This window comes from Thermococcus sp. LS1, assembly GCF_012027395.1.
Classification (GTDB): Archaea; Methanobacteriota_B; Thermococci; order Thermococcales; family Thermococcaceae; genus Thermococcus.
In genome coordinates, this window is the sequence record NZ_SNUJ01000001.1 from 162,860 (window position 1) to 184,170 (window position 21,311).

Genomic DNA, 21,311 nt, shown 5'->3' on the forward strand with positions numbered 1-21,311 from the left:
ACCCCTTGCTACAGCACCTTTTTATAATTGGCACCCATAGTTAATAAAAATTTCGCAAAGAAACCATCTGCCCATTACTTCAAAGTCAAGTTAAGAAGAATCCGCACATCTGTCACCAAAGATATATAAGGAAATCCAAATCATAACTTATAAGGAAGGATAGAGTTAAAAAGGCCCTTCTACACAAGTTGACCCGTGAGAGGTGAAAGATCATGAGCGTTGAAGATGTTGGGATAAAGCCCTCCGACGAGTACGATGATTACATCATGTACCTTAAGAGGAGGATTAGGCAGCTTGAGCTCCAGGTGAGAACCCTCGAGGCAGATAAGGAGAGGCTCGAGAGAGAGCTCTCACGCTTAAGGATGGAGATGTCAAGACTCAGGCAACCACCGGCTTTCGCTGGAACGCTGATAGAGCTTCTCGACGAGGACAGGGCAATAGTCCAGAACTACAACGGCCCGCGCTTCGTCGTCAGGATAGCCCCCTGGATCGAAAGGGAGAACCTGAAGCCCGGCGCGAGGGTTGCCCTCGACCAGAGGACGATGGCCATCGTCGAGCTCCTTCCGAGCGAGAAGGATCCAAGTGTCCTTGGCTTCGAGGTCATCGAGAGGCCAACGGTGAGCTACAAGGACATAGGCGGTCTGGACAAACAGCTCCAGGAGCTGAGGGAGGCTGTGGAACTCCCTCTCAAACACCCGGAGCTCTTCGAGAAGGTCGGCATAGAGCCTCCCAAGGGCGTTCTTCTCTATGGTCCGCCCGGTTGTGGAAAGACCCTCATGGCAAAGGCCCTGGCACACGAGGTTAACGCAACATTCATCCGCGTCGTTGGAAGCGAGCTCGTGAGGAAGTTCATCGGCGAGGGCGCTCGTTTAGTCCACGAACTCTTCGAGCTGGCAAAGGAGAAGGCACCGGCCATCATATTCATCGATGAGATTGACGCCATCGGGGCGAAGAGAATGGACGAGACAACCGGTGGGGAGAGGGAGGTCAACAGAACCCTCATGCAGCTTCTCGCGGAGATGGACGGCTTCGACCCAAGTGGCAATGTCAAGATCATCGCCGCCACCAACAGGCCGGACATCCTCGATCCAGCACTCCTCAGACCCGGAAGGTTCGACAGGCTCATAGAAGTTCCACTTCCCGACTTCAAGGGCAGGCTCGAGATACTCAAGGTCCACACTAAGAGGATGAACCTCAAGGGCGTTGACCTGAGAATAATAGCAGAGATGACCGAGGGAGCGAGCGGTGCAGACCTAAAGGCCATAGTCACTGAAGCGGGAATGTTCGCTATAAGAAACAGGCGCGAGTACGTTACTCAAGAGGACTTCCTCAAAGCCATTGAGAAAGTTTTTGGCTCGGAGCAGAGGCTCGCCCAGCAGATAGCCATGCATGAGGTCATGTACGGCTGAGGCTTTCCTTTTCTTCCAGCTTTTCTTCAACTTTGATTATCGCCCAGGCGAGGAGATACATCATAGGGATTGAGAAGAAAGCCATCTTGTAGCCAAAGCCATCTATCAGAAGGCCAAGGAAGTAAGGACCTACCGTTGCCCCGAAGAATCCGACCATATTAACGAAGCCCATGACTGAGCCGAGGTTTTCACCACTGGCCTTCTCCGAAGTATAGGCGGTGACTATAGCTCCCACGGAGTAGAAGGTGAGACCAAGAGGTATGATGACCCAGGGCGATGCCGTAACTGTCAAAACAAAGGTCAGCAAGGCGTTGAGCCCAAATACAACCGCGATGCTCCGCCTCCCGATTCTATCGTAGAGCCCTCCCCCAAAGAGAGAACCCGCTATGCCGATGACGGAGAGGAGCGAGAAAAGCAGGGAAGCCATCTCAATGGAGACGCCGGAGTTTACGAGGAACGAAACGAGGAATGTGAGAAGGCCGAAAAAGGCAGCCAGAACTATGAAGTTGGCAGCACTCAGGAGAAAAACGTTCTTGGGGATTGAAAAGCTCACCCTGCTTGGCTTTGAAACTTCTCCCCTCACGGCAAAGGCCAGCGCAAGGCCAACGAGGAGGCTCATAACAGAGAGAACCAGGAAAGCATAGCGCCACTCAAGGTTGAGAGCTATGGGCATGACTATAAGGGGTGCTATTCCGCTTCCAACCGGCGGACCTACCATGAAAACACCCAGGGCAGATCCCTTTCTCTCGCGGTAGACCTCGCTTATCAGAGCAGTTGCCGGGGCATAGTAGAGGCCAGAAAATAGGCCGTAGAGGGCCCTAACTGCAAGAAGCTCCCAGTACTCCCGTGCAAAGATTATCAGAGCGGATGAAAGTGAGTAACCTATTATGCTGAGCACGAGGAGTCTTTTCCGCCCGATTCTATCGCCGAAATAGCCTGCAGGAACCTGGATGAGAGCGTAAGGAAGAAGTAGGGAGGTCATCAGAAGGCCAGCCTCAGCATTGTTTATTCCGAGTTCGGCCTTTATCATCGGAATCAGGGGTGGAATCGCCATCCTGTGAGCATAGTTGAAAATCCAGCCAAGGGATATAAGGAGTAAAAGCCTGCGGCGCATGTTTTCGATAAAAAGTTAAGCGCTTAAAAAAATTGTCTGTCCAAAGGCTTAAGAACAATTATAGATAGTAATTTATGGGCAGCTATGACAAAGAAAGAGTTATTCCTAGCTATTGGGATCATTGCAGTAGTCATGATTGGGATGCTGTATCTGACAGCTCCAAGGGAACTGACCGTCAAAGGAGATCTAAGTGGGCCTGTAGAGTTTGGCAACTGGACAACCAGATTGCTCTATTACAAGGAGGCGGATCTAGCCCACGTCAGCACTCTAGCAGAGATGAACGGGCATATCCTGATCTCGATCTCCCATTCGGGAGATACCGTGGTAACTTACATTAAAGTAACCATCAAAAGTCCCGGAGATGGAACGGTGTATTTCCTCTTCCCAGAGGGTGGTCCGTGGAAAAATATTAGGATAGAAAAGCAGTTCGAAGACTATCTCACAATCAACGTGGTGGAACTCAGCGACCTAGGCATTCTAGGAAAAGGAACAATTACACTTGAATATTCAATCGCACCAATTTGTGACTTCACCCATCCAGTTGAAGTTAGCGTAGAAATTCATCTAAGAAATGGGCTACAGAGATATTCAGGAAAGGTACATTTCGTCTACGACTTCTGCTCCCGGACCAACTAACGTTTATAAATCTCCAACCCAAAGCGAGTTCAGGGAGAGAATATGGTAAGCAAGTTACTTGCATTGGAGGCCTACCCAAACCTGCGAGACCTGGACTTCCGCATACTCAGAGGGGTAGAGCTCAATATGCGTCACCACAAGTGGGTCCCTCTGGAGGACATAGCGCGCTTCGCGAGGGTTGACATTGAAACAGCCTCGTTCCGCCTCGGAAAGCTCGACAACTGGGGACTGGTGAGAAGAAGGAGTGACATAGGCTACATCGGCTACCAGCTGACGATACACGGCTACGACACCCTAGCGATAAGAGCACTCTCCAAGAAAGGCATTATAGATGCCATAAGCACGACGCAGATAGGCGTTGGAAAGGATGCTGACGTTTACGTTGGCATAACCCCGAGCGGTGAGAAGGTCGCCGTTAAGTTCAACCGCATAGGCGGGAGAACGAGCTCCAGGAAAGCTAGCTATCACGGGATAGTTTTCCGAGACAAGCACCATACGAGCTGGCTCTACGTTTCGAGGCTGATAGCCAAGAAGGAGTACGAGGCTTTAGCGCTACTCAGCCCTATAGCCAGAGTTCCTAGGCCAATAGCCTGGAACAGACACGCGGTAGTGATGGAGTTCGTTGAAGGGACCGAACTGGCGGAGCTCCGCGATACTGATCTGACCAAGGAGGAAGCGGCCCAGGTACTCGACCGCGTTCTGGAGGAGTACCTCAAGATAGTGCGCTTCGGCATAGTGCACTCGGACATGAGCGAGTTCAATATAGTTTTAACGGATGATGACATACTCATAATAGACTGGGCGCAGTACGTCACCACAGCTTACCCGGAGAGCTACGAGCTACTCAAGAGAGACTTAACAGTGCTCCTTAACGCTTTCAGGAGGAGATGGCGTGTGGAAAGGAATTTGGAGGATGTCTGGAAGGAGTTTTATGAAGCCTGGCTCGAGAGCAGAGGTGAGGGAGATGGTGATTAAATATGAGCCGCTGAACCGGCGGGAGAAAATAGTTAAGCTTTTCCGCGAAGCGATAGAGGCGGAGAACGCCAAAGACCTGGAGACCGCAAAGAGAAAGCTCGATAAGATAATGGAGCTCGCCCGTGAGGAAGAGCCGGAGTTCTACTTTGAGGCCTGCTTCAGAATGGCAGACGTCTTTGTTCAGGAGGATAACTACCGGGGGGCCGTTAAGTGCGCCCTCAGAGGCATATACCGAGCTCCAAGTAAAGATCTTTACAGGCTTGGCATCAGGAGATTAGGGGATCTCTTGTTTATTATGAAGAAAGAAGGCAGGCTCCGTGAACTGGCCGAGAGTATGGAGGTTACACTTAGCCTCATAAAGGATGACGAAGAGTTGCACCGTTTCACTCAAGCTCTGGTCAGGCTTGCGAAGGGAGAAAATGTCAGGTCAGACTTTTCGCTGAAGGAATTCAATGAAATAATAGATGCACTTAAAGGATAGAGTCGAGGACTCTTTTTACGTACTCTTTTTCTGGCCTTACTGGGAAGTTGTAGGGCTCCTTCTTAGGCCTCTCGTTGTAGTAGGGCCTGTTGCAGCCGGGACAGCCGTGGGTGGTAAAGACTTCAGACGGGATGATATTTACCAGCTCCTCCTTCGAAAGGCCAAAACCTGCAAGGAAGTCGTTTTCGTCGAACTCAAAATCTTCAGTCTTGGCTACGCCTTCTTTGATGAGGTAGTGAGCTACTTGAATCCTCCTGTATCTCTTGAGGCTTGGTGGCCTGGCGTTTTCGAGGCGTGTGCCTTTGATCGGCGTGAATGCGAAGAGAGAAACTTCAGCGCCCATGGAGTAAGCCCTTTCTATGGTTTCAAGCACCTCTCTGTCGGTCTCTCCAAGGCCTATGATGATGTGAACAAGGGCCCTTCCATCACCGAAGACATCTATCACATCTCCCGTGAAGCGCCACATATCATCCCATGAGTAGAGTGAGTCCTTAATTTCTGGATAGAGCCTCTCACTTGCCACGTCAAGGCCAACACCGATGTAGTCAACGCCGAGGGCTTTAAACTCTTCCAGAGTTTCCCTATTCACTGGTGTTATAGAGACGGAAACAGGCAAACCTAAAGGCCGGAGAAGCTCGAGGAGTTCGAGAACATCGTCCACTAGCCCTGGATAATCGACCGTCTGAAGGCAAATTCTGGCAAAGTTTCCATCGGGAAGCTTCTGCACGACCCTCTCAACCTCGAAGGCAGGCCACGTCACACGGGAAAGTCTGCTTAAATCCGCTCTGCTCCCCCTTGCCTGAGGGCAGAAAGCGCAGTTGTTCCTGCAGCGGCCATCGTAATGTGTCATGAGGTAAGCGGTGGTCGGTCTGGCGAGCATCTTGGCCTTGATCAGACCCATCGCTATAGCCGTTCCGTAGGAGACCCTTATCAGCACTTTCATCCCCCTGTGGAGTTTTTACCGTCTTTTAAAAACCTTGGCAGCTGGGCAATGAGAAGGGACAGCGCCATTATGATGGGCAGGAGCGGAAACACAGCGGCGTAGCCCTTGAGCTGGGCGACGTATCCAAGGATTATTGGCCCAGTCAGGTAGCCAAGGTCGAAGAACATCGTATAGACACTGGAACCAAAGGTTCTTATCCTTTTTGGCAGATTCGCCAACGCCATCATCTGTAGGGATGGAACTGCCAAACCGAAGCCGGCTCCAAGTATGGCGGCGCTGGCGTAAGCCCAAGGTGGCTCGGTGTAGATGGCCAGTAGAATATAGGCTATCAGAACACCGCTCAGGCCGACCGTTGCCACCGGCAGGGGGCCCCTCCTGTCAGCCTCCTTTCCACCGAGTACCCTCGTCAAAAGACTGGTCCCGCCCATCACGCTAGCGTAGAGGCCGAAGACGCTCGTTCCAAGGCCGAGAGACTTATAGAGGGCCGGAAGGAAAGTGCTCATCCCACCGTAGGCAACTGCCATGAAAAATAGGGCGAGCGAAGCAGCCACGAAGAATGACTTAAGCAGAGCCCTGTACTGCGGCTTTTCGTGCCTCTCATGGTGCCGGAGTTCAACCCTACCTTTGACCCTAGAGTACGCTAAGAGAACGAAGCCTATAGCCGCTATCGAAAGCAGCACTGTGAGCAGGAAAGCCGCCTGAAAGCCGAGCAAATCTGCCACGAAGCCGCCTATGGCTGGCCCCATAAGGTTGCCAAAGGAGAACATCATCCCACGCCATCCAAGGGTCTCTCCGATCCTCCCCTCTGGGGCGAGGTCTATAGCGGAGGAGAGAGAGGATGGAAAGAACAGAGCCATTCCGAAGCCATGAACTGCCCTGCCAACGGCAAAGGCCGTCAGATTGTCAGTTAGGATCGAGACAACGTAGAGACCACCCGCAAGGGCACCAAAGAAAGAGCCAAGAGCCATCATCTGAAAACGCAGGCCCCTGTCGCCGAGGACTCCCCCCAAGGGCTTGAAGACCAACGCCACGATCGAGGCTATCGCCGCAATCATTCCGACGACGAACGGATCGGCACCGAGGGTCATAGCTAGGGGGGAGATTAAAGGATTGACTACTGCCATTCCAAGGAAGAAGAAAAACGTTGAAGCGTGGAGGAACCAGATATCCCACTTTCCCATTCAGACACCTGCGTGAGGTTCTTCCATTCCTTCTTTCATGAAAGCGTAGCTCATGTGTTTGGTGTTCTTGGCGAAGCCAATGTTTCCGCGGGAATCAACCATTATGATGCCCATGGTATCGGGGCCAAAGTACCTCGTGGCAAGGCTTATCGCGGCCTCGCTGGCAGCTTGAGCATCCATTCCCAAGCGGACGAAGTCGGTCGCGCTCTTGGCCAGAGCCAGCTTTATAGCGACCTCACCGAGGCCAGTACAGGAAGCGCCGGCAACTTCGTTGGCGTAGGTTCCGCCTCCGATTATCGGTGTGTCACCAACACGGCCGAACATCTTGAGGAAAACGCCGCCGGTTGAGGTGCCGGCCACAACCTCCTCGCCGTCGAAGGCAACCGCACCAACCGTGCTCCTCAGGACTTCGGGATACTCCTTAATCAGCTCACTCAGCTTCTTCCAGTGCTTCACTTCCCCAGTCTCAAGGAGCTTCTTCCTGAGCTCTCCCCACTGCTTGAGTCTCTCCTCAGTCCTCGGGTCATACTCCTCGAAGCCCATCAACCGGGCGAACTTAACGGCACCCTCTCCGCTGAGGAGAACGTGGTCGGTCTTCTCCATTACCTTCCTCGCAACGCTTATTGGGTTCTTAACGCCCCATATCCCAGCAACTGCACCGGCTTCAAGGGTTTTGCCGCGCATTATTGCCGCGTCCATCTCGACCTTGCCGTCGAGGGTCAGGACGGAACCAGTTCCGGCGTTGAAGATAGGGTTATCCTCAAGGGCTTTGAGGGCCTCCTCAACGGCATCCAAAGCCGAACCCCTCTTCAGCTCGCGCCAACCAGCGAGAACAGCCCCCCTAACGCCTTCAATAACCTTTGGAATACGCTCCTCCTTCCTTATGGTGCCGGCACCACCGTGAACTATTATCGCGACCATGAGAACCACCGTAGGCAATGAACCTCGAAGGGTTAAAAGAGTTGTGGAAACGAAAAGATTGGAACTTCAGCTCAGCGCCATGTTGATTATGGTTTCACCTATGTTCTCCAGGTACTCCAGAATCCTGCGGTAGCTCTCGAGGGCTATTGAGCTGCGGTAGTCAATGGAGCGTATTTCCTCCTTGAGCTCGAGCATCAGCCTGTCTATCTTGCCCAGATCACGCTCCTCTATCTGTGCCATCATTCCCTCGAATTTCTCCTTCAGATACGGGATGTTGATATCACCGGGGTTCTCCGCTATGCGCATTATGTGGTCCCCTATGCGTTCGATATTGCGGACTATGAAGAGTATACCCAGCAAATCGAAAGTGCGCTTTATTATGCCGCTCTCCTCGGTGACGCCGCGCTTTGTGAGGAGCCTGTTCACCGCGCGTATTATGAGGAAGTAAAATCTGTCAAGTTCGTTCTCAAGGTCGTTTATATCGCGCAGGATTTCTTCTTCACCCGGGGAGGAGATAAGCAGCTCCAGGTCACCGAGCATCGAAATTATGAGGGAACGAATCCTGGTGAGCAGCTCCGCGAGGTTCACCTCCTCCTCATCGAGCAGGCTCTTTGCGACCATCCTCTGGGGCTCGTCAAGGATTATCTCAACCCCAGGGAGGCTCTGAAGAACCTTCCTTATCTTTACCTTGTAAATGGGCATTTCCTCCGCAAAGTGAATCTCAAGGACATCGTAACCCTGAATGTAAGCCGAGATGACCAGTCGGACGGCCATGTCAGGGGAATACTCTTTAGAGAGACTCAGGATTTTCTTCTCGCTTACCTCTCTGAGCTCCTTCGGAAAAATCGTTATGCTTCCGTCGGGATTTATAGCGAGAGGAACGACGTCGCCCTGCTTCAGGTTGTGCTCCGTAACCCATTTCTTGGGTAGAGAAATTATGTAGGAGCTCCTGCCGGTAAATTGAATCTTCCTGAACTCCATAGATATCACCGCCGGTATATAGCTAACTGAGCATGTATAAAAGGCTTCACTTCGACAATCTTATAAACGCTAAGATTTAGATTGCAAACATGCTTGGAGAGTACACCAGGGACGCCAAGGTGCTCATACTCGCGAATGCCGCTGGACAGCTCTTCCTCCAGTTCTCGATATTCATAATGCCGTTTTACCTGACCGCCCTCGGCTACGACATGGCCCAAATGGGAACGTTCTTTTCAATTCAGACTCTCGTTGGGGGCCTCTTCTTCCTCATAGCGGGCCAGATTTCGTTAAGGATGGGATACAAGAAAACCCTCATACTAAGCGCTCTCTTAGGACTGACTGGAAGACTCCTGCAGGTGCTCGCAATTAACGATTACGTCCTTGCCCTCGGCTTCTTCCTGGTGGGCGCAAATATGGGGCTCAGACAGCCCAACTTCTCGGCACTCCTCAGTGAGGAGGTGAAGGAAGAGCAGAGGCACCATGCCTTCTCGATAAGCTTTGGGCTGGGAACACTGTTCAACGCCCTTGGAGTCCTCATAGCGGGCTTTGCCCCCGAGTTTTTCATAAGCCTTGGACTGACGGAGAGCCTAGCCTACAGGCTTGTCGTTTCGCTCGCGCTCCTTCAGTTCGTCCTGGTTATCCCTGCGCTCCTCATAATCAGCGACGTCCCAGTTAAGAACCCGAAGATAGACTGGAACAGCGAGCTGATAATCAAGATACTCAAGTTCTCCCTGCCGAGCGCACTAATAGGCCTCGGCGCGGGGATAACAATACCCTACATGAGCCTCTACTTCAAGCTCCAGTTCGGACAAACGCTCGCCGCGATAAGCGGCATCTTCTTCTTTCAGCAGCTCGCGATGGGTCTCGGCTCCTTCGGGCTGCCGAGGCTTGTCGAAAGGATAGGGCCCGTTAAGGTCATAACGTCCTTCCAAAGCTTTGCAGCCTTTCTCTTCCTGATATTCCCATCGATAGAGACGTTTTTACTGGCGGCGGCGCTCTACATACTCCGCTCCATACTCATGAACATAGTCTGGCCCATAAACGACTCCTTCATGATGGGCTTCTTCAGTACTGAGGAGAAGGCGACCGCAGCCGGAATAAGAAGGGCCTTCTCAACCTTCATGCGTGGCGCTGGAAACTATATAGGCGGCCTCCTCTTCGGCATGTCCTTGAGCTATCCATTTTACACAACGGCATTCCTCTACATAGTAGCGACGGTGATTTTCTACGCCTTTTTCATAAAACACAATAAGTGAAAATCAGCGGGCAAGCTCAATGCCCCTCTCCAGGGCTTTGAAGTTTACCTCCCAGAGCTTTTCGCGGAGGGTGGCCTTTATGCCCTCGTAGAGGCTCTCCTTCTTGAGGAGAATCAGCCCTTTGCCGTAGGCGTAGCCGAGCATGAGGACGCCCAGCGTTCTTGGGTTTATTTTGTCGGCTTCCTCCTGGAAGTTGAGCATGTCAACGGGGCAGATTCTACCGACGGCATCTTTAATTTCGTCGAGCTCAGGGTACTTCTCCTTGCCAACGAGGGTCGTTGCTGTATGGATGGGATAAGCGTTGATTATCGCATAACTGTTCCTCCCGAGAAAGCGGGCATTTCTGAGGGCTTCTGCAGGCTCGAGGGCGAGCATAAGGTTCGCTTTCCCCTCCTCGATGAGCGGGGAGTAGACTTCTTCGCCGAAGCGGAGGTAGCTGAGAACGCTTCCATACCTCTGGCTCATTCCGAGGGTTTCACCGATTCTAACGTTGTATCCCTCGACCATGGCGGCGTTTCCTACTATGCGCGAGAGGGTCAAACCACCCTGGCCGCCAACTCCAGTGATTATGAGGTTGAACTCCATGAGCACCACCGAAAAGCATTGGAGAATCAGGAATAAAAAGGTGTTGCCAAAGAAATTCGACAAGCAAACATCCCCGTCGAAAAAGTTGAGCCAGAAAGTCATCATGCATGCCAAAAGAATAAAGAATCAGGCCTCCAGGCGGAGGCGCCTGATGACGAACTCCCTGTTCATTGAAGCGAGGAACGGTGCCAGCCTTGGACCCCTGTCCTTGCCAATGAAGAGGTTGTAAAGCACCCTGAACCACTCTTTGCTCGGAATGCTGCGCTTCTTGGCGGCGTCGAAGATAATGTTGTTGAGCTCATCAACGGTGAAGCTTTCGTTGGCCTCGAGCCAGTTGGCCACCTCTTCAAGGGCCTCCTTCATCTCGGGCGTAAGCTCAACCTTCGGCGGCTCTTCGAGGATGCTGAACTTAACGTTGTCCGGCGCGTACTTCTCGATCCAGTTCCTGGCCAATTCAATGCGGAGCCTTATCCTCTCGACGTCCTCCTCGCTCAGCTCCCCGGGTATGTGTCCCTGCTCCTTGAGGACTTCAGTTATGCCGTCCTCGTCGAGGTGAGGCATCTGAACGAGCGTAACCAGGAACCTGAAAGGCGCCTGAGCGATGAGTCTCTCCGGAACCTTCGGCATCGAGAGCTCGTAGGTTCTCTTGAGCTCCTCTTCCTCCTCGGGGTTCTTTGCGTGCTCAAGACCAAAGTATATCCTCTCGACCTTGTCGAACTCGTCATAGAGGTTGAGCAGACCGAGGCCGAGGTCTATCTTAAGCTCCTTGTTGGGCCTGTGCTTGGCGTAGATGAAGCGAATTATACCGGGCTCAAGAACCTCGTAGAGGTCGCTGAGGAGGATCACGTTACCCTTGCTTCCGCTCATCTTGCCCTTCTCTCCCTTTATGCCGACGAACTCGTACATGAGCGTTAGCGGGGCGGGCTTTCCGAAGACCTTCTCCACTATCTCGCTGCCAGTATCGTAGGAACTGCCGGCGGCGAGGTGGTCCTTGCCAGCGGGCTCGAAGTCCACACTGAAGTGTGCCCAGCGCATCGGCCAGTCAACGCGCCAGCGGAGCTTGACGTTCCCTTCGCGGATGTCTGTTTCTCCCTCGCTTCCGCAGTGGGGACACTTATAGGCCACCTTCCACTCGCCGTCCCAGGAAACGAACTCAGCCTCCTTTCTGCACTTGGGACAGTAAACCATGACAGGCTGCCAGCTCTCTTCGAGAGGCGGCTGCTTGGCCCTCTCGCGGTACTTGTCGAGGATTGCCTTTATCTCGTTGCGCTTCTCGAGGGCAAGCCTGATGTCCTCTGCATACTCCCCCGACTTGTAGAGCTCGCTCGCGTAGAGGAAGTCAACCTCGATACCAAGCTTGGCAACTTCTTTCTCGAAGAGGCTCATAAAGTGCTCGGCATAGCTATCGTGGCAGCCCCAGGGATCTGGAACCTCACGGACAGGCATGGTGAGGTATTCCTTCCACTCGCTCGGAACGTTCTTGGGAACCTTCCTAAAGCGGTCGTAGTCGTCCCACATGTGAATGTGGCGAACCTTCTTTCCCCTGTCCCTGAGGGCATGGCCGACAATATATGCAGTGAAAAACTCTCTGAAGTTGCCTATGTGAACGTAACCACTCGGGGTTATGCCGCTCTCTACCACGTACTCCTCCTTGTCTCCCCTTTCCTGGATGATCTTCTCAGCCATGTAGTCAGCCCAGTGCACCATTTTCTTCACCCGAGGTAGCTTGGTGGAGGGGCTTTTAAGTTTAAGCTCGCCGACCAATAACAACTAAAAGACGGAAAAATTTATAAACATTGATAGTAAACAACTCAAGAGCGTAAAAATAAGGAGGTCTTCACATGGAGTTAGAGCTCGAGAGGATGCAGGTATTCTTTCCGGCGTCGCTGGAGATACAGGAGGAGCTCCTTAAGGCGGGCTTTAAGGTACCCTACGACAAGGAAACGGGGAGAAAAACACCAGTCCCCGTTGTTGTCAGCTCAAGAGAGGGAAGAAAGCTTAGAAAGGACAGGCTGCTCAAAGCCAGTGACTTCGAAGAGGATGGTAAATTCGCATTTGTGCCCGGAGGAAGGGCACTGGTCGATGTTGAGGCAACAGACAGGGGATTCCTAATACTGAAGCCAAAAGCCATAGAATACCATCTGGAGGACATGAACTTTGTCTCAATACCTCCTAGAGTATGGGGAACATGGGCAAGCTTTTCTCTTCCATTCTCAGCCTATGAGGCGCTCATGGATTTTCTGGAGGAGTTCAGGGGTGAGGAGCCGAAGGGATTCTACTTGGCATCAAAGGGTTCGGGGAGGCGAATAGAGGTCTACGCGTACAAGGGCAGGAGCAGGAAGGATTTAGGCATACCCGTCTTCGGCTACGCGCTCGGCCTCCATGGGCTAACTTTAGTCGAAGAATACCTCAAAGAAAAAGCCGAGGAGAACGACATCCCGGGGGAGAGACTGCGCTATCTGAAGCTCGGCCTCAGGAAAAGGAAGGAAACAAAAGCCGGACTAAAGGTTGGAATAGTCTGGGAGGATGGGAAGCCGGTAGAGATAACGATGAAGCTCTCCACGACTGCACCCAGAGTCCGGATTCAGGGACTTTACGGCGAACTGGTGGGAAAATCAAGGGGAGAGCTCGTTAAAACTGATGAGTGGTACTTTGTGGTGCACGCGAGCGACCTATACTGGGGTCTCAGAAGAGTCCGCTCGGCTTTCGGCAGCTAGCTAAAGACACTAAGACATTGAGCGAAAAGCATATTAACATTCTTTCATTTTTAACTTCAGGTGGAATCAAATGGCTTCGTGGCTCATCTACACAGTAGTCGCCGCGACGTTTATACTCGCCGCGATATGGCTAACACGGCATCTCGGAGAAGACTACGCATGGATCAACAGGAAGATCATCCACTTCAGCATCGTTCCAGCTGTTCTGATGTACTACCAGGGCTTGATCCCGAAGGGGGTCTTCAGTGCTGCAGCCTTTATCTTCGGCGCCTTTCAGCTTTGGCCGCACCTGAAGAACAGCGAGTTTTCGTGGTATCAGATCAAGCACAACTACGGAGAGGTCTTCTTTGCATTCTCCGCTTCAGCTGTTGCGTTTTTCCTGCCTAGAGAGTACGCAACGGCTCTGCTTTTGGCTATGGCAGTAAGCGACGGAGTTACAGGAATCATCAGGCATCACTATTTCAAACGGCATGGTTTCAATGTCAAGCTCAAGAAGCACTGGACCGGAAGCCTCGGCTACGTAGTAACTGCCATGATAATAGCCTTCGCACTGCTTGATGGAGCAACAATAATGAAAATAGCATGGGCAGGGATTCTGATGCTTGCAGAGTACCAGCCCTACGTGGATGACAACTTGGCCGTTCCACTCGTGGGAAGCGCCCTCTTTTTGGCGTTTTAGCTCGCCCACCTGACCTTCAGACTGTCCTTCTTCACCTTTTTGAACTCCTCGACGAGGGCCTTTCCGGTTTTCTCCATGAAGCCGTCGATGTCCTCGATGCCGAGTTCTTTAAGGCCAATGGCCTCAACGCCCTCGGGAATTCCCTTTGCCTCGACGTTAATGCCTATGTGGACCTTGATGCTGACAGGTGAAACGGTCGCTATTGATATGCTGAGTTTCCTTCCGTTAACGTAGATGTCGTCGCCCTTCCTGACGGTTTTGATGCCGTAATCACCAAGAACTTCACAGAGTTTGGCTATGAAAAGCTTCTGAAGGGCCGAGGCAAGCAAGACATTGGGAAAGTCGAAGACCTCGATGATGTAGTGCACCATATCGTCGCTCTTTATCTCCTTGTTCTGCCTCAGATCCTCGATGTCAATCATCTCTTCCACTTTCACATCACACTTACCGCGGAAGACGACGAGTGAATTGCCAAGTATTCCAAAGTTCCTGTAAGCCCAGTGGCTTCCGATGGCTGAACCATCATAGTCTATGCGCCTATCCTTAACTATGAGTAACTCCATAATCACACCTCCAGAAGTTTCCTAAGCTCATCAAAGCTTTTAATGTCTACCCACATGTGGATGAAATCAACGTTCGGGACCTTCGAGAGGACTTTATCTAGGTGGAGCGTCCTGTCATCAACGTAGATGACTTCCTCTATTTCATAGCCGATCGACTTCAGCTGCCAGAGGGTGGTAAGTATCATGTTCGCTTTGTCTGGATGCCCCTCGATTTTAGGGAAGAGGAAGTAGTTCCACAATCCAAAACCCTCGAGAATTGGCCTAACCTTCTCTTCAAGATTCCAGCTGGCTATGCTGAGTATAAAGCGCTCGCTCGCCCACTCAATGAACTCGCGAACTCCTGGAAACAGATGAAGTTCTTCACCGTAGGCATCAACGAGGTAATCATCGTAGAATTCGTAGGGTAGCATGAGGAGTGAAGCGTCTTCGTGATCCCAGAGCGTGCCATCCAAGTCGAGAACGAGCAGCTTCACTGACATCACCGAAGTTAGAATCCACAGGCAAGTTTTAACAATTGCGATTGAAGTGCACAGAAGCGCGAGAAGTTAAGGGTTTTGAGGACCGTGCATAGGTGGATTGACCTATCAAATGCCCAGCCCCCCTTTCAGAGGCAGAAACCTCGGGCTGTTGGGAGCGGCAGGCTGAACGGGTCGGTTTCCCTTCCCGCTTACACCCCCGCCCCATCAAACGGGTCTTCTTCCCGAGCCCTCGTCCCAGGCAAAGGACCGGTCGCCCGACCCCCTGCGCCTGGGAGTGGCCGCCTATTTTCGGGGACCGCTTCGGCCTTAGATGCTTTCAGGCCTTATCGGACGCGGCGTAGCTGCCCGGCTGTGCCCTGTAGGACAACCGGTAGACCAGAGGCCGCGGCTCCCTGTTCCTCTCGTACTGGGGGAGCCTTCCCCTCAGGCGGCCAACACCTCCGGTAGATAGCATCCGACCTGTCTCACGACGGTCTAAACCCAGCTCACGTTCCCCTTTAATGGGTGAACACCCCCACCCTTGGCCCCTGCTGCAGGGCCAGGATGGGAAGAGCCGACAGCGAGGTAGCAAGCCTCGGGGTCGATATGGGCTCTCGCCCGAGACGACTCTGTTATCCCCAGGGTAGCTTTTCTGTCATCCCTGGCCCCCACCGGGGAGGCACAGGGGTTCGCTAGGCCACGCTTTCGCGGCTGGACCCGCCTCTGTTACGGGTCCAGTCAGGCCGGCTTTTGCCCTTGCACTCTACGGCGGATTCCTGACCCGCCTGAGCCGACCTTAGGGCACCCTCGATACCTTTTCGAGGGTGTGCCGCCCCAGCCAAACTGCCCACCTACCGCTGTCCCCCCATCGGGGGTTAGCTGTACGGCAGAGGGTGGGCGGTGTCTCATGGACGGCTCCACCCGCCCCGGAGGACGGGCTTCGACGCCTCCCGCCTACGCTGCGCACCCCCCGCCGTACAGCAACGGCAGGCTGCAGTAAAGCTCCATGGGGTCTTCGCTTCCCACCGGAGGTCCCAGGCATATGCGCCTGGCAGTGGTTTCGCCGGGCCCCAGCCGGGGACAGTGGGGACCTCGTTACGCCATTCATGCAGGTCGGCATTTAACCGACAAGGAATTTCGCTACCTTAAGAGGGTTATAGTTACCCCCGCCGTTTACCGGTGCTTCACCCGGTTGTACCCGGGCTTCACATACCGGCACTGGGCAGGCGTCGGCCCCAGTACAAACCCTTTCGGGCTAGCTGGGACCTGTGTTTTTACTAAACAGTCGGGCCCCCCTAGTCACTGCGACCTGCGGGTTACGCACCCGCAGGCACCCCTTCTCCCGAAGTTACGGGGCCAATTTGCCGAGTTCCCTCGGCTGGGTTTCCCCCGACACGCCTTAGGCTTCTCACCCAGGGGCACCGGTGTCGGTTCTCGGTACGGTCGCGGTGGATCGTTCCCGAGGGGCTTTTCACGGGCCCCAGGGATCGGCGGAACCCCCCTTACGGGAGGCCATTCGCGCTTTCACCCGGTTCTCGCCATTACGGCACTCCCCGGGCTTATACGCTTAGCCGGCCTTGTGGACCGGTCCGCCTACCCCGAGGCGTCACCCCTCGGGCTTGCGTTGCCGCACCTACCACCGCGGTACGGGAATATAAACCCGTTTCCCTTTCGCCAGCGCCGAGTTACGGGCTGGCTTAGGACCGACTAACCCACGGCTGACGAACATTGCCGTGGAACCCTGGCCCCTACGGCGGCCGGGATTCTCACCCGGCTATGCTGCTACTCCCGGCAGGATCCGCAATACCGACGGGTCCACTGGACCTTACGGCCCAGCTTCCGCCCCATCGGCACGCCCGCCTACCCGATCACGGACCAATCGGTCCGTGCGCCGGGGTCTCGGCAGCCGGCTTAAGCCCCGTCCATTTTCGGGGCCCCTGACCTCGACGGGTGAGCTGTTACGCACTCTTTAAAGGATGGCTGCTTCTAAGCCTACCTCCCCGCTGTCTAAGGCCAGGGACACCCTTTGGAGTAACACTTAGCCGGCATTTAGGGGCCTTAACCCCGGTCTGGGTTGTTCCCCTCTCGGGTGACGGCTTACACCGCCCCCCTACTCCGGCCATCTACGGCGGTGGTGGGTTCGGAGTTTGACAGGGAGCCGGGGGATTTCTCCCCCTAAACCCCCAATCAGTGCTCTACCCCACCACCTACCTCCGGCCGGGCTATCCTGAGGGATAATTCGGCGGGAACCAGCTATCGCCGGCCTCGATTGGCCTTTCACCCCTAGCCCGAGGTCACGGGAGCGAATTGCACGTCAGCATCCCTAGCGGGCCTCCATCCCTCTGTTGAGGGACTTCACCCTACCCCGGGCTAGATCGACCGGCTTCGGGTCTCACGGCCGTGACTCCGGGCGCTTTCACACCCCGTCCCTCGGCGAAGCGCCTGCGGACCTGTCGGTTTCCCTGTGGCTTCGGGGCTTAACCCCCTTAACCTCGCCACGGCCGTGAACTCCCTGCCCCGTGATCCAAGACGGACGGTGCAACCCCGGTCCCCTCCCCTCGTACTCCACGGTCGCCCGTGTTTCCTTCGGGGAGGCTCAACCCTTTCGGGCCGCACCCACCTATCGCCGCCTGGTTTCAGGCTCTTTTCACCCCCTGCCAGGGGTGCTTTTCAGCTTTCCCTCACGGTACTAGTTCGCTATCGGTCTCGGGACGTATTTAGGGTTGGGAGCCGATGCCTCCCAGCTTCCCGCCGGATATCCGACCGACGGTACTCAGGAACCCTGCAGGAGCCTGAGGGCTTACGCCTACGGGGCTTTCACCCTCTACGGCGCCGCGTTCCAGCGGACTTCGGCTTCACCCTCGAGGCTCCGGCGCAGGGCCCTACAACACCACATCCCCTCCGGGTTTCCCCGAAGGGTTCAGTTTGCCCTGTGCCGCTTTCGGTCGCCCCTACTCACGGCATCGCTTTTGCTTTCTTTTCCTGCGGGTACTAAGATGTTTCAATTCCCCGCGTTCCCCCTCCCGACTGGGAGTGCGGCAAATGCCGCGGGAGGTCCCATTCGGGAATCCCCGGTTCGACGGCTGCCTGCGCCTCGCCGGGGCTTATCGCAGCTTGCCACGCCCTTCGTCGGCGCCCCGAGCCGAGCCATCCACCAGGCGGCTTAGGTTTTCTGCCCCCTACTCAGGGGGCTGGGCATTTTTTGGGTCAATCCACCTATGCACGGTCCTCATCGTGACCCCTGTTCGGGGCCTAGGACCCTTCCACCCCGAGCCGTGCTCGGGATGTGCACCTCTTCGTGGTGGACCGGCCGGGATTCGAACCCGGGGCCTTCGGCTTGCAAAGCCGACGCTCTCCCAGGCTGAGCTACCGGCCCACGGATGGCAGGCCCGGCACTCCTTAAACCCCCCGGACGGATTTCCGGCGATAGGAGGTGATCGAGCCGTAGGTTCCCCTACGGCTACCTTGTTACGACTTCTCCCCCCTCACGGAGCCCAGGCTCGACCCGACCTCCCCGAAGGGAGATCAGGCCTCACCCGGACCCCGCTCGGGTGGAGTGACGGGCGGTGTGTGCAAGGAGCAGGGACGTATTCGCCGCGCGATGATGACACGCGGGTACTAGGGATTCCAGCTTCACGCGGGCGAGTTGCAGCCCGCGATCCGAACTGGGGGCGGGTTTAGGGGATTCCCTTCCCCTTTCGGGGTCGGATCCCATTGTCCCGCCCATTGTAGCGCGCGTGTAGCCCGGGGGTTTCGGGGCATACTGACCTACCGTCGCCCGCTCCTTCCTCCGGCTTATCGCCGGCGGTCCCCCCAGAGTGCCTCCTCCCCAACGGGGAGGACTGGCAACTGGGGGCGCGGGTCTCGCTCGTTACCACACTTAAGTGGACGCCTCACGGTACGAGCTGACGGCGGCCATGCACCTCCTCTCGGCGTGTCCGGCAAGACCTTCAGCCTGGCCTTCATCCTGCCGTCGCCCCCGGTGAGGTTCCCGGCGTTGAATCCAATTAAACCGCACGCTCCACCCCTTGTAGTGCTCCCCCGCCAATTCCTTTAAGTTTCAGCCTTGCGGCCGTACTCCCCAGGCGGCGGGCTTAACGGCTTCCCTTCGGCACCGGGCGAGCTCGAAGCTCGCCCGACACCTAGCCCGCATCCTTTACAGCCAGGACTACCCGGGTATCTAATCCGGTTCGCTCCCCTGGCCTTCGTCCCTCACCGTCGGACCCGTTCCAGCCGGGCGCCTTCGCCACTGGCGGTCCCCCTGGGATTATAGGATTTCACCCCTACCCCAGGGGTACCCCCGGCCTCTCCCGGTCCCAAGGCCCGCAGTATCCCCAGCAAGCCCCACGGTTGAGCCGTGGGATTTCGCCAGGGACTTACGGGCCCGGCTACGGACGCTTTAGGCCCAATAATAGCGGCCACCACTCGGGCCGCCGGTATTACCGCGGCGGCTGCCACCGGCCTTGCCCAGCCCTTATTCCCGGAGCTTTTTACACTCCGGAAAAGCCGTGGCGATGCCACGGCACTGGGGGTCCCCCCGTCGCGGTTTCCCGCATTGCGGAGGTTTCGCGCCTGCTGCGCCCCGTAGGGCCTGGACCCGTGTCTCAGTGTCCATCTCCGGGCTCCCACTCTCATGGCCCGTACCGATCTTCGGCTTGGTGGGCCGTTACCCCACCAACTACCTAATCGGCCGCCGGCCCATCCTCGGGCGGGCCGAAGCCCCTTTCGGCCTGAGGACCTTCCAGTACCTCAGGCCTATGGGGGATTAGCCCCAGTTTCCCGGGGTTATCCCCCTCCCGAGGGTAGGTTACCGACGTGTTACTGAGCCGTCCGCCGGTGCGCGCAAGGCGCCCCATGACTCGCATGGCTTAGTCGGACCCCCATAGCAGTGGCCTCCGGCAGGATCAACCGGAATTGAGCAAGGAGTACGGCCGGTGGGACTTCCCATGGCGGGAAGTACCAAATTCCGTCCGGGGTTTAGTCGGGGTGCCGGGCCTGCCTTACCCCCGAGGGGTCCGCCTTTCGGCGTTTCCTCGGGAGCGCACCTTTTTGTGACCCGGGCTGGAGGGCGGGGTTCATGAGTGGGTGCTTTGCACCCTGTCCCCCCGACGCCGCCGTCTTGGCGCCCGGGTTTGTCGCGCCCTGTTCGGGCGCTCCACCCAATAGGGGCGAACCCCAGCAGTGAAAAATTTTTGCAAAACCTCTCCCAGGCCATCTCTTTGAAAAAGAAGCTGTCAAAAAGCACGTTAGAAATACGCATTTTTAGACATAAAAAAGGCAAAAATTTTGCAGGGATTAGCAGAACGCGAAGGGAGTAAACATCAGAATCCCAAGTATGAACCAAGTACAGTACACGAGCAGGATCTGAAGGATATGCCTCTCGTAGTACTTCCACGTTAACCCAACGCCAAGAGATACCGCGATAATTAGATAGAGAAAGAGAAACAATACACGCCTAGATCAGCCGAAGACATTAATCACACCCAACTAAAAGTCACGCTCTCCACTAAAAATCTTGTGAACGTTTCTAGTAGAATGAAAAATGAAAAGTCAGAGCTTCACTACATCGGGCACTATGCTTATCCTCGAAACCGGCGTCGGTATTGTGTTGGTTACGGCGAGCTCATCCACGGCCCTGCTGACGCGCTCTATTGCACCCTCAGCGAAGACGCCGTGCGTTGCCGCCACGAATATCTTCTCGGCACCCATCTCCCTGAGCAGGTTCGCGGCTCTAACCATCGTGCCACCCGTGCTTATGATGTCGTCCACTATAAGCACGTTTTTGCCTTTCACGTCGATATCGACTGGCCACATCTGAACCTCAGTTGGGGAAATCCTCCTCTTCTCGAAGTGGCTGTACTCAAGTCCAAGCTTCTCGGCAACTGCTCTAGCCCTCTCCCGGGCGCCTTTGTCTGGGGCAAGGACTATGCCCTCGCCAAGTTTCTCGCCGAAGTACTCAGCTATCGCCCTCGCCGGCGAGAGGTTCACCGCCTTACCGGGGAAGAACCTGAGAGTTTCCGGATTGTGCAGATCAAAGACGTAAAGCTCGTCATAGTAGAGGCCAAGCGCTCTCATGATAGCCCTAACGCTTACCGGTTCGCCCTCCTTTGTAACCCTGTCTTGCCTAGAATAGGCTAGGTAGGGGACGAGGGCCCTGAGCTTCTCAAAGCCCCTCTCGCGGAGGGCGTCGCCTATGAGGAGCAGCTCGATGAGGTTCTCATCCTGCGGCTTAAAGGTTGACTGAACCACAAGAACCTCATCGCCCGAGCCAAGAACGCGAACGTACTTCTCCCCATCCGGGAACTTCTTAATCTCGACGTCGAGAACCTCACCGCCGAGCTTCCTTATCTCGTCCTCCAGGTGCCTCGCACCGCTTCCGACCACTATCATGAGCATCACCCCGTAACCGCGC

Annotated in this window: 17 protein-coding genes, 1 tRNA gene and 2 rRNA genes; 7 read left to right on the forward strand and 13 right to left on the reverse strand. The window is 55.1% G+C overall.

Annotated features, from left to right (window positions below; translation table 11 throughout):
• The first annotated feature begins 212 nt into the window (after positions 1 to 212).
• Positions 213 to 1,409 (forward strand): proteasome-activating nucleotidase, encoded by a 1,197-nt coding sequence (locus tag E3E26_RS00965; protein WP_167899525.1) that lies wholly within the window; start codon positions 213 to 215, stop codon positions 1,407 to 1,409.
• Here E3E26_RS00965 and E3E26_RS00970 read toward each other — a convergent pair.
• The gene (locus E3E26_RS00970; RefSeq protein ID WP_167899526.1) at positions 1,396 to 2,523 is read right to left on the reverse strand and encodes an MFS transporter; all 1,128 of its coding nucleotides are present in this window, start codon (positions 2,521 to 2,523) and stop codon (positions 1,396 to 1,398) included. The genes E3E26_RS00965 and E3E26_RS00970 overlap by 14 nt on opposite strands.
• 84 nt (positions 2,524 to 2,607) lie before the next feature.
• Between E3E26_RS00970 and E3E26_RS00975 the strand changes: the two genes are divergently transcribed.
• From E3E26_RS00975 to E3E26_RS00985, 3 genes are read left to right on the forward strand one after another with little or no spacing between them, the layout of a single operon-like run.
• Positions 2,608 to 3,159, forward strand: a complete 552-nt coding sequence (locus tag E3E26_RS00975) for a hypothetical protein (RefSeq protein WP_167899527.1) — start codon at positions 2,608 to 2,610, stop codon at positions 3,157 to 3,159.
• A 42-nt stretch (positions 3,160 to 3,201) separates the two neighbouring features.
• The gene (locus tag E3E26_RS00980) at positions 3,202 to 4,134 is read left to right on the forward strand and encodes a serine/threonine-protein kinase RIO2 (RefSeq protein ID WP_167899528.1); all 933 of its coding nucleotides are present in this window, start codon (positions 3,202 to 3,204) and stop codon (positions 4,132 to 4,134) included.
• Complete coding sequence (locus E3E26_RS00985; RefSeq protein WP_167900072.1) at positions 4,124 to 4,615, forward strand: hypothetical protein; 492 nt, start codon at positions 4,124 to 4,126, stop codon at positions 4,613 to 4,615. The genes E3E26_RS00980 and E3E26_RS00985 overlap by 11 nt, the downstream gene beginning before the upstream one ends.
• On the opposite strand, the gene E3E26_RS00990 is transcribed toward E3E26_RS00985, so the two are convergent.
• The 4 genes from E3E26_RS00990 to E3E26_RS01005 form a co-directional block, all read right to left on the reverse strand.
• Positions 4,605 to 5,552: a radical SAM protein gene (locus tag E3E26_RS00990; protein ID WP_167900071.1), complete on the reverse strand. Its 948-nt coding sequence runs from the start codon at positions 5,550 to 5,552 to the stop codon at positions 4,605 to 4,607. The two genes, E3E26_RS00985 and E3E26_RS00990, sit on opposite strands and share 11 nt — an antisense overlap.
• Positions 5,553 to 5,554: 2 nt before the next feature.
• Entirely contained in the window at positions 5,555 to 6,739 is a 1,185-nt protein-coding gene (locus tag E3E26_RS00995; protein ID WP_167899529.1) for an MFS transporter, read from the reverse strand.
• The gene (locus E3E26_RS01000) at positions 6,740 to 7,660 is read right to left on the reverse strand and encodes an isoaspartyl peptidase/L-asparaginase family protein (protein WP_167900073.1); all 921 of its coding nucleotides are present in this window, start codon (positions 7,658 to 7,660) and stop codon (positions 6,740 to 6,742) included.
• A 66-nt stretch (positions 7,661 to 7,726) separates the two neighbouring features.
• Complete coding sequence (locus E3E26_RS01005) at positions 7,727 to 8,641, reverse strand: phosphate uptake regulator PhoU (RefSeq protein WP_167900074.1); 915 nt, start codon at positions 8,639 to 8,641, stop codon at positions 7,727 to 7,729.
• Positions 8,642 to 8,730: 89 nt separating this feature from the next.
• Between E3E26_RS01005 and E3E26_RS01010 the strand changes: the two genes are divergently transcribed.
• Positions 8,731 to 9,897, forward strand: coding sequence for an MFS transporter (locus tag E3E26_RS01010; RefSeq protein WP_167899530.1), 1,167 nt, complete (start codon positions 8,731 to 8,733; stop codon positions 9,895 to 9,897).
• Positions 9,898 to 9,900: 3 nt separating this feature from the next.
• Here the strand turns inward: E3E26_RS01010 and E3E26_RS01015 are convergent, their stop codons facing one another.
• Together E3E26_RS01015 and lysS are read right to left on the reverse strand one after the other, a co-directional pair.
• On the reverse strand, positions 9,901 to 10,482 hold the full coding sequence (locus tag E3E26_RS01015; RefSeq protein ID WP_167900075.1) for an indolepyruvate oxidoreductase subunit beta: 582 nt from the start codon (positions 10,480 to 10,482) through the stop codon (positions 9,901 to 9,903).
• Between the two features lie 126 nt (positions 10,483 to 10,608).
• Positions 10,609 to 12,189 (reverse strand): lysine--tRNA ligase, encoded by a 1,581-nt coding sequence (lysS, locus tag E3E26_RS01020; protein ID WP_167900076.1) that lies wholly within the window; start codon positions 12,187 to 12,189, stop codon positions 10,609 to 10,611.
• Between the two features lie 134 nt (positions 12,190 to 12,323).
• Here lysS and E3E26_RS01025 point away from each other — a divergent pair, with 134 nt between their 5' ends.
• Entirely contained in the window at positions 12,324 to 13,199 is an 876-nt protein-coding gene (locus E3E26_RS01025; RefSeq protein WP_167899531.1) for a PhoI, read from the forward strand.
• Positions 13,200 to 13,269: 70 nt separating this feature from the next.
• Positions 13,270 to 13,878 (forward strand): hypothetical protein, encoded by a 609-nt coding sequence (locus tag E3E26_RS01030; protein WP_167899532.1) that lies wholly within the window; start codon positions 13,270 to 13,272, stop codon positions 13,876 to 13,878.
• Here E3E26_RS01030 and E3E26_RS01035 read toward each other — a convergent pair.
• From E3E26_RS01035 to E3E26_RS01060, 6 genes are all read right to left on the reverse strand, one after another.
• On the reverse strand, positions 13,875 to 14,441 hold the full coding sequence (locus E3E26_RS01035) for a DUF366 family protein (RefSeq protein ID WP_167899533.1): 567 nt from the start codon (positions 14,439 to 14,441) through the stop codon (positions 13,875 to 13,877). The genes E3E26_RS01030 and E3E26_RS01035 overlap by 4 nt on opposite strands.
• 2 nt (positions 14,442 to 14,443) lie before the next feature.
• A complete protein-coding gene (locus tag E3E26_RS01040) occupies positions 14,444 to 14,914 on the reverse strand; it encodes a magnesium-dependent phosphatase-1 (RefSeq protein WP_167900077.1) in 471 nt (156 codons plus the stop codon).
• Between the two features lie 134 nt (positions 14,915 to 15,048).
• Positions 15,049 to 18,078: ribosomal RNA gene (locus tag E3E26_RS01045) — 23S ribosomal RNA — on the reverse strand.
• A 120-nt stretch (positions 18,079 to 18,198) separates the two neighbouring features.
• Positions 18,199 to 18,275: transfer RNA gene (locus tag E3E26_RS01050), tRNA-Ala, on the reverse strand.
• 52 nt (positions 18,276 to 18,327) lie between these two features.
• Positions 18,328 to 19,814, reverse strand: a 16S ribosomal RNA gene (locus tag E3E26_RS01055).
• The 16S and 23S rRNA genes sit together here with 1 tRNA gene alongside, the layout of an rRNA operon.
• Before the next feature lie 635 nt (positions 19,815 to 20,449).
• Entirely contained in the window at positions 20,450 to 21,289 is an 840-nt protein-coding gene (locus E3E26_RS01060) for a ribose-phosphate diphosphokinase (RefSeq protein ID WP_167900078.1), read from the reverse strand.
• Between the last annotated feature and the right edge of the window lie 22 nt (positions 21,290 to 21,311).

Coding starts and splice junctions, on each gene's coding strand:
- E3E26_RS00965 (WP_167899525.1), top strand. CDS start 213: ATGAGCGTTGAAGATGTTGGGATAAAGCCCTCCGACGAGTACGATGAT.
- E3E26_RS00970 (WP_167899526.1), bottom strand. CDS start 2,523: ATGCGCCGCAGGCTTTTACTCCTTATATCCCTTGGCTGGATTTTCAAC.
- E3E26_RS00975 (WP_167899527.1), top strand. CDS start 2,608: ATGACAAAGAAAGAGTTATTCCTAGCTATTGGGATCATTGCAGTAGTC.
- E3E26_RS00980 (WP_167899528.1), top strand. CDS start 3,202: ATGGTAAGCAAGTTACTTGCATTGGAGGCCTACCCAAACCTGCGAGAC.
- E3E26_RS00985 (WP_167900072.1), top strand. CDS start 4,124: ATGGTGATTAAATATGAGCCGCTGAACCGGCGGGAGAAAATAGTTAAG.
- E3E26_RS00995 (WP_167899529.1), bottom strand. CDS start 6,739: ATGGGAAAGTGGGATATCTGGTTCCTCCACGCTTCAACGTTTTTCTTC.
- E3E26_RS01000 (WP_167900073.1), bottom strand. CDS start 7,660: ATGGTCGCGATAATAGTTCACGGTGGTGCCGGCACCATAAGGAAGGAG.
- E3E26_RS01005 (WP_167900074.1), bottom strand. CDS start 8,641: ATGGAGTTCAGGAAGATTCAATTTACCGGCAGGAGCTCCTACATAATT.
- E3E26_RS01010 (WP_167899530.1), top strand. CDS start 8,731: ATGCTTGGAGAGTACACCAGGGACGCCAAGGTGCTCATACTCGCGAAT.
- E3E26_RS01015 (WP_167900075.1), bottom strand. CDS start 10,482: ATGGAGTTCAACCTCATAATCACTGGAGTTGGCGGCCAGGGTGGTTTG.
- lysS (WP_167900076.1), bottom strand. CDS start 12,189: ATGGTGCACTGGGCTGACTACATGGCTGAGAAGATCATCCAGGAAAGG.
- E3E26_RS01025 (WP_167899531.1), top strand. CDS start 12,324: ATGGAGTTAGAGCTCGAGAGGATGCAGGTATTCTTTCCGGCGTCGCTG.
- E3E26_RS01030 (WP_167899532.1), top strand. CDS start 13,270: ATGGCTTCGTGGCTCATCTACACAGTAGTCGCCGCGACGTTTATACTC.
- E3E26_RS01035 (WP_167899533.1), bottom strand. CDS start 14,441: ATGGAGTTACTCATAGTTAAGGATAGGCGCATAGACTATGATGGTTCA.
- E3E26_RS01060 (WP_167900078.1), bottom strand. CDS start 21,289: ATGATAGTGGTCGGAAGCGGTGCGAGGCACCTGGAGGACGAGATAAGG.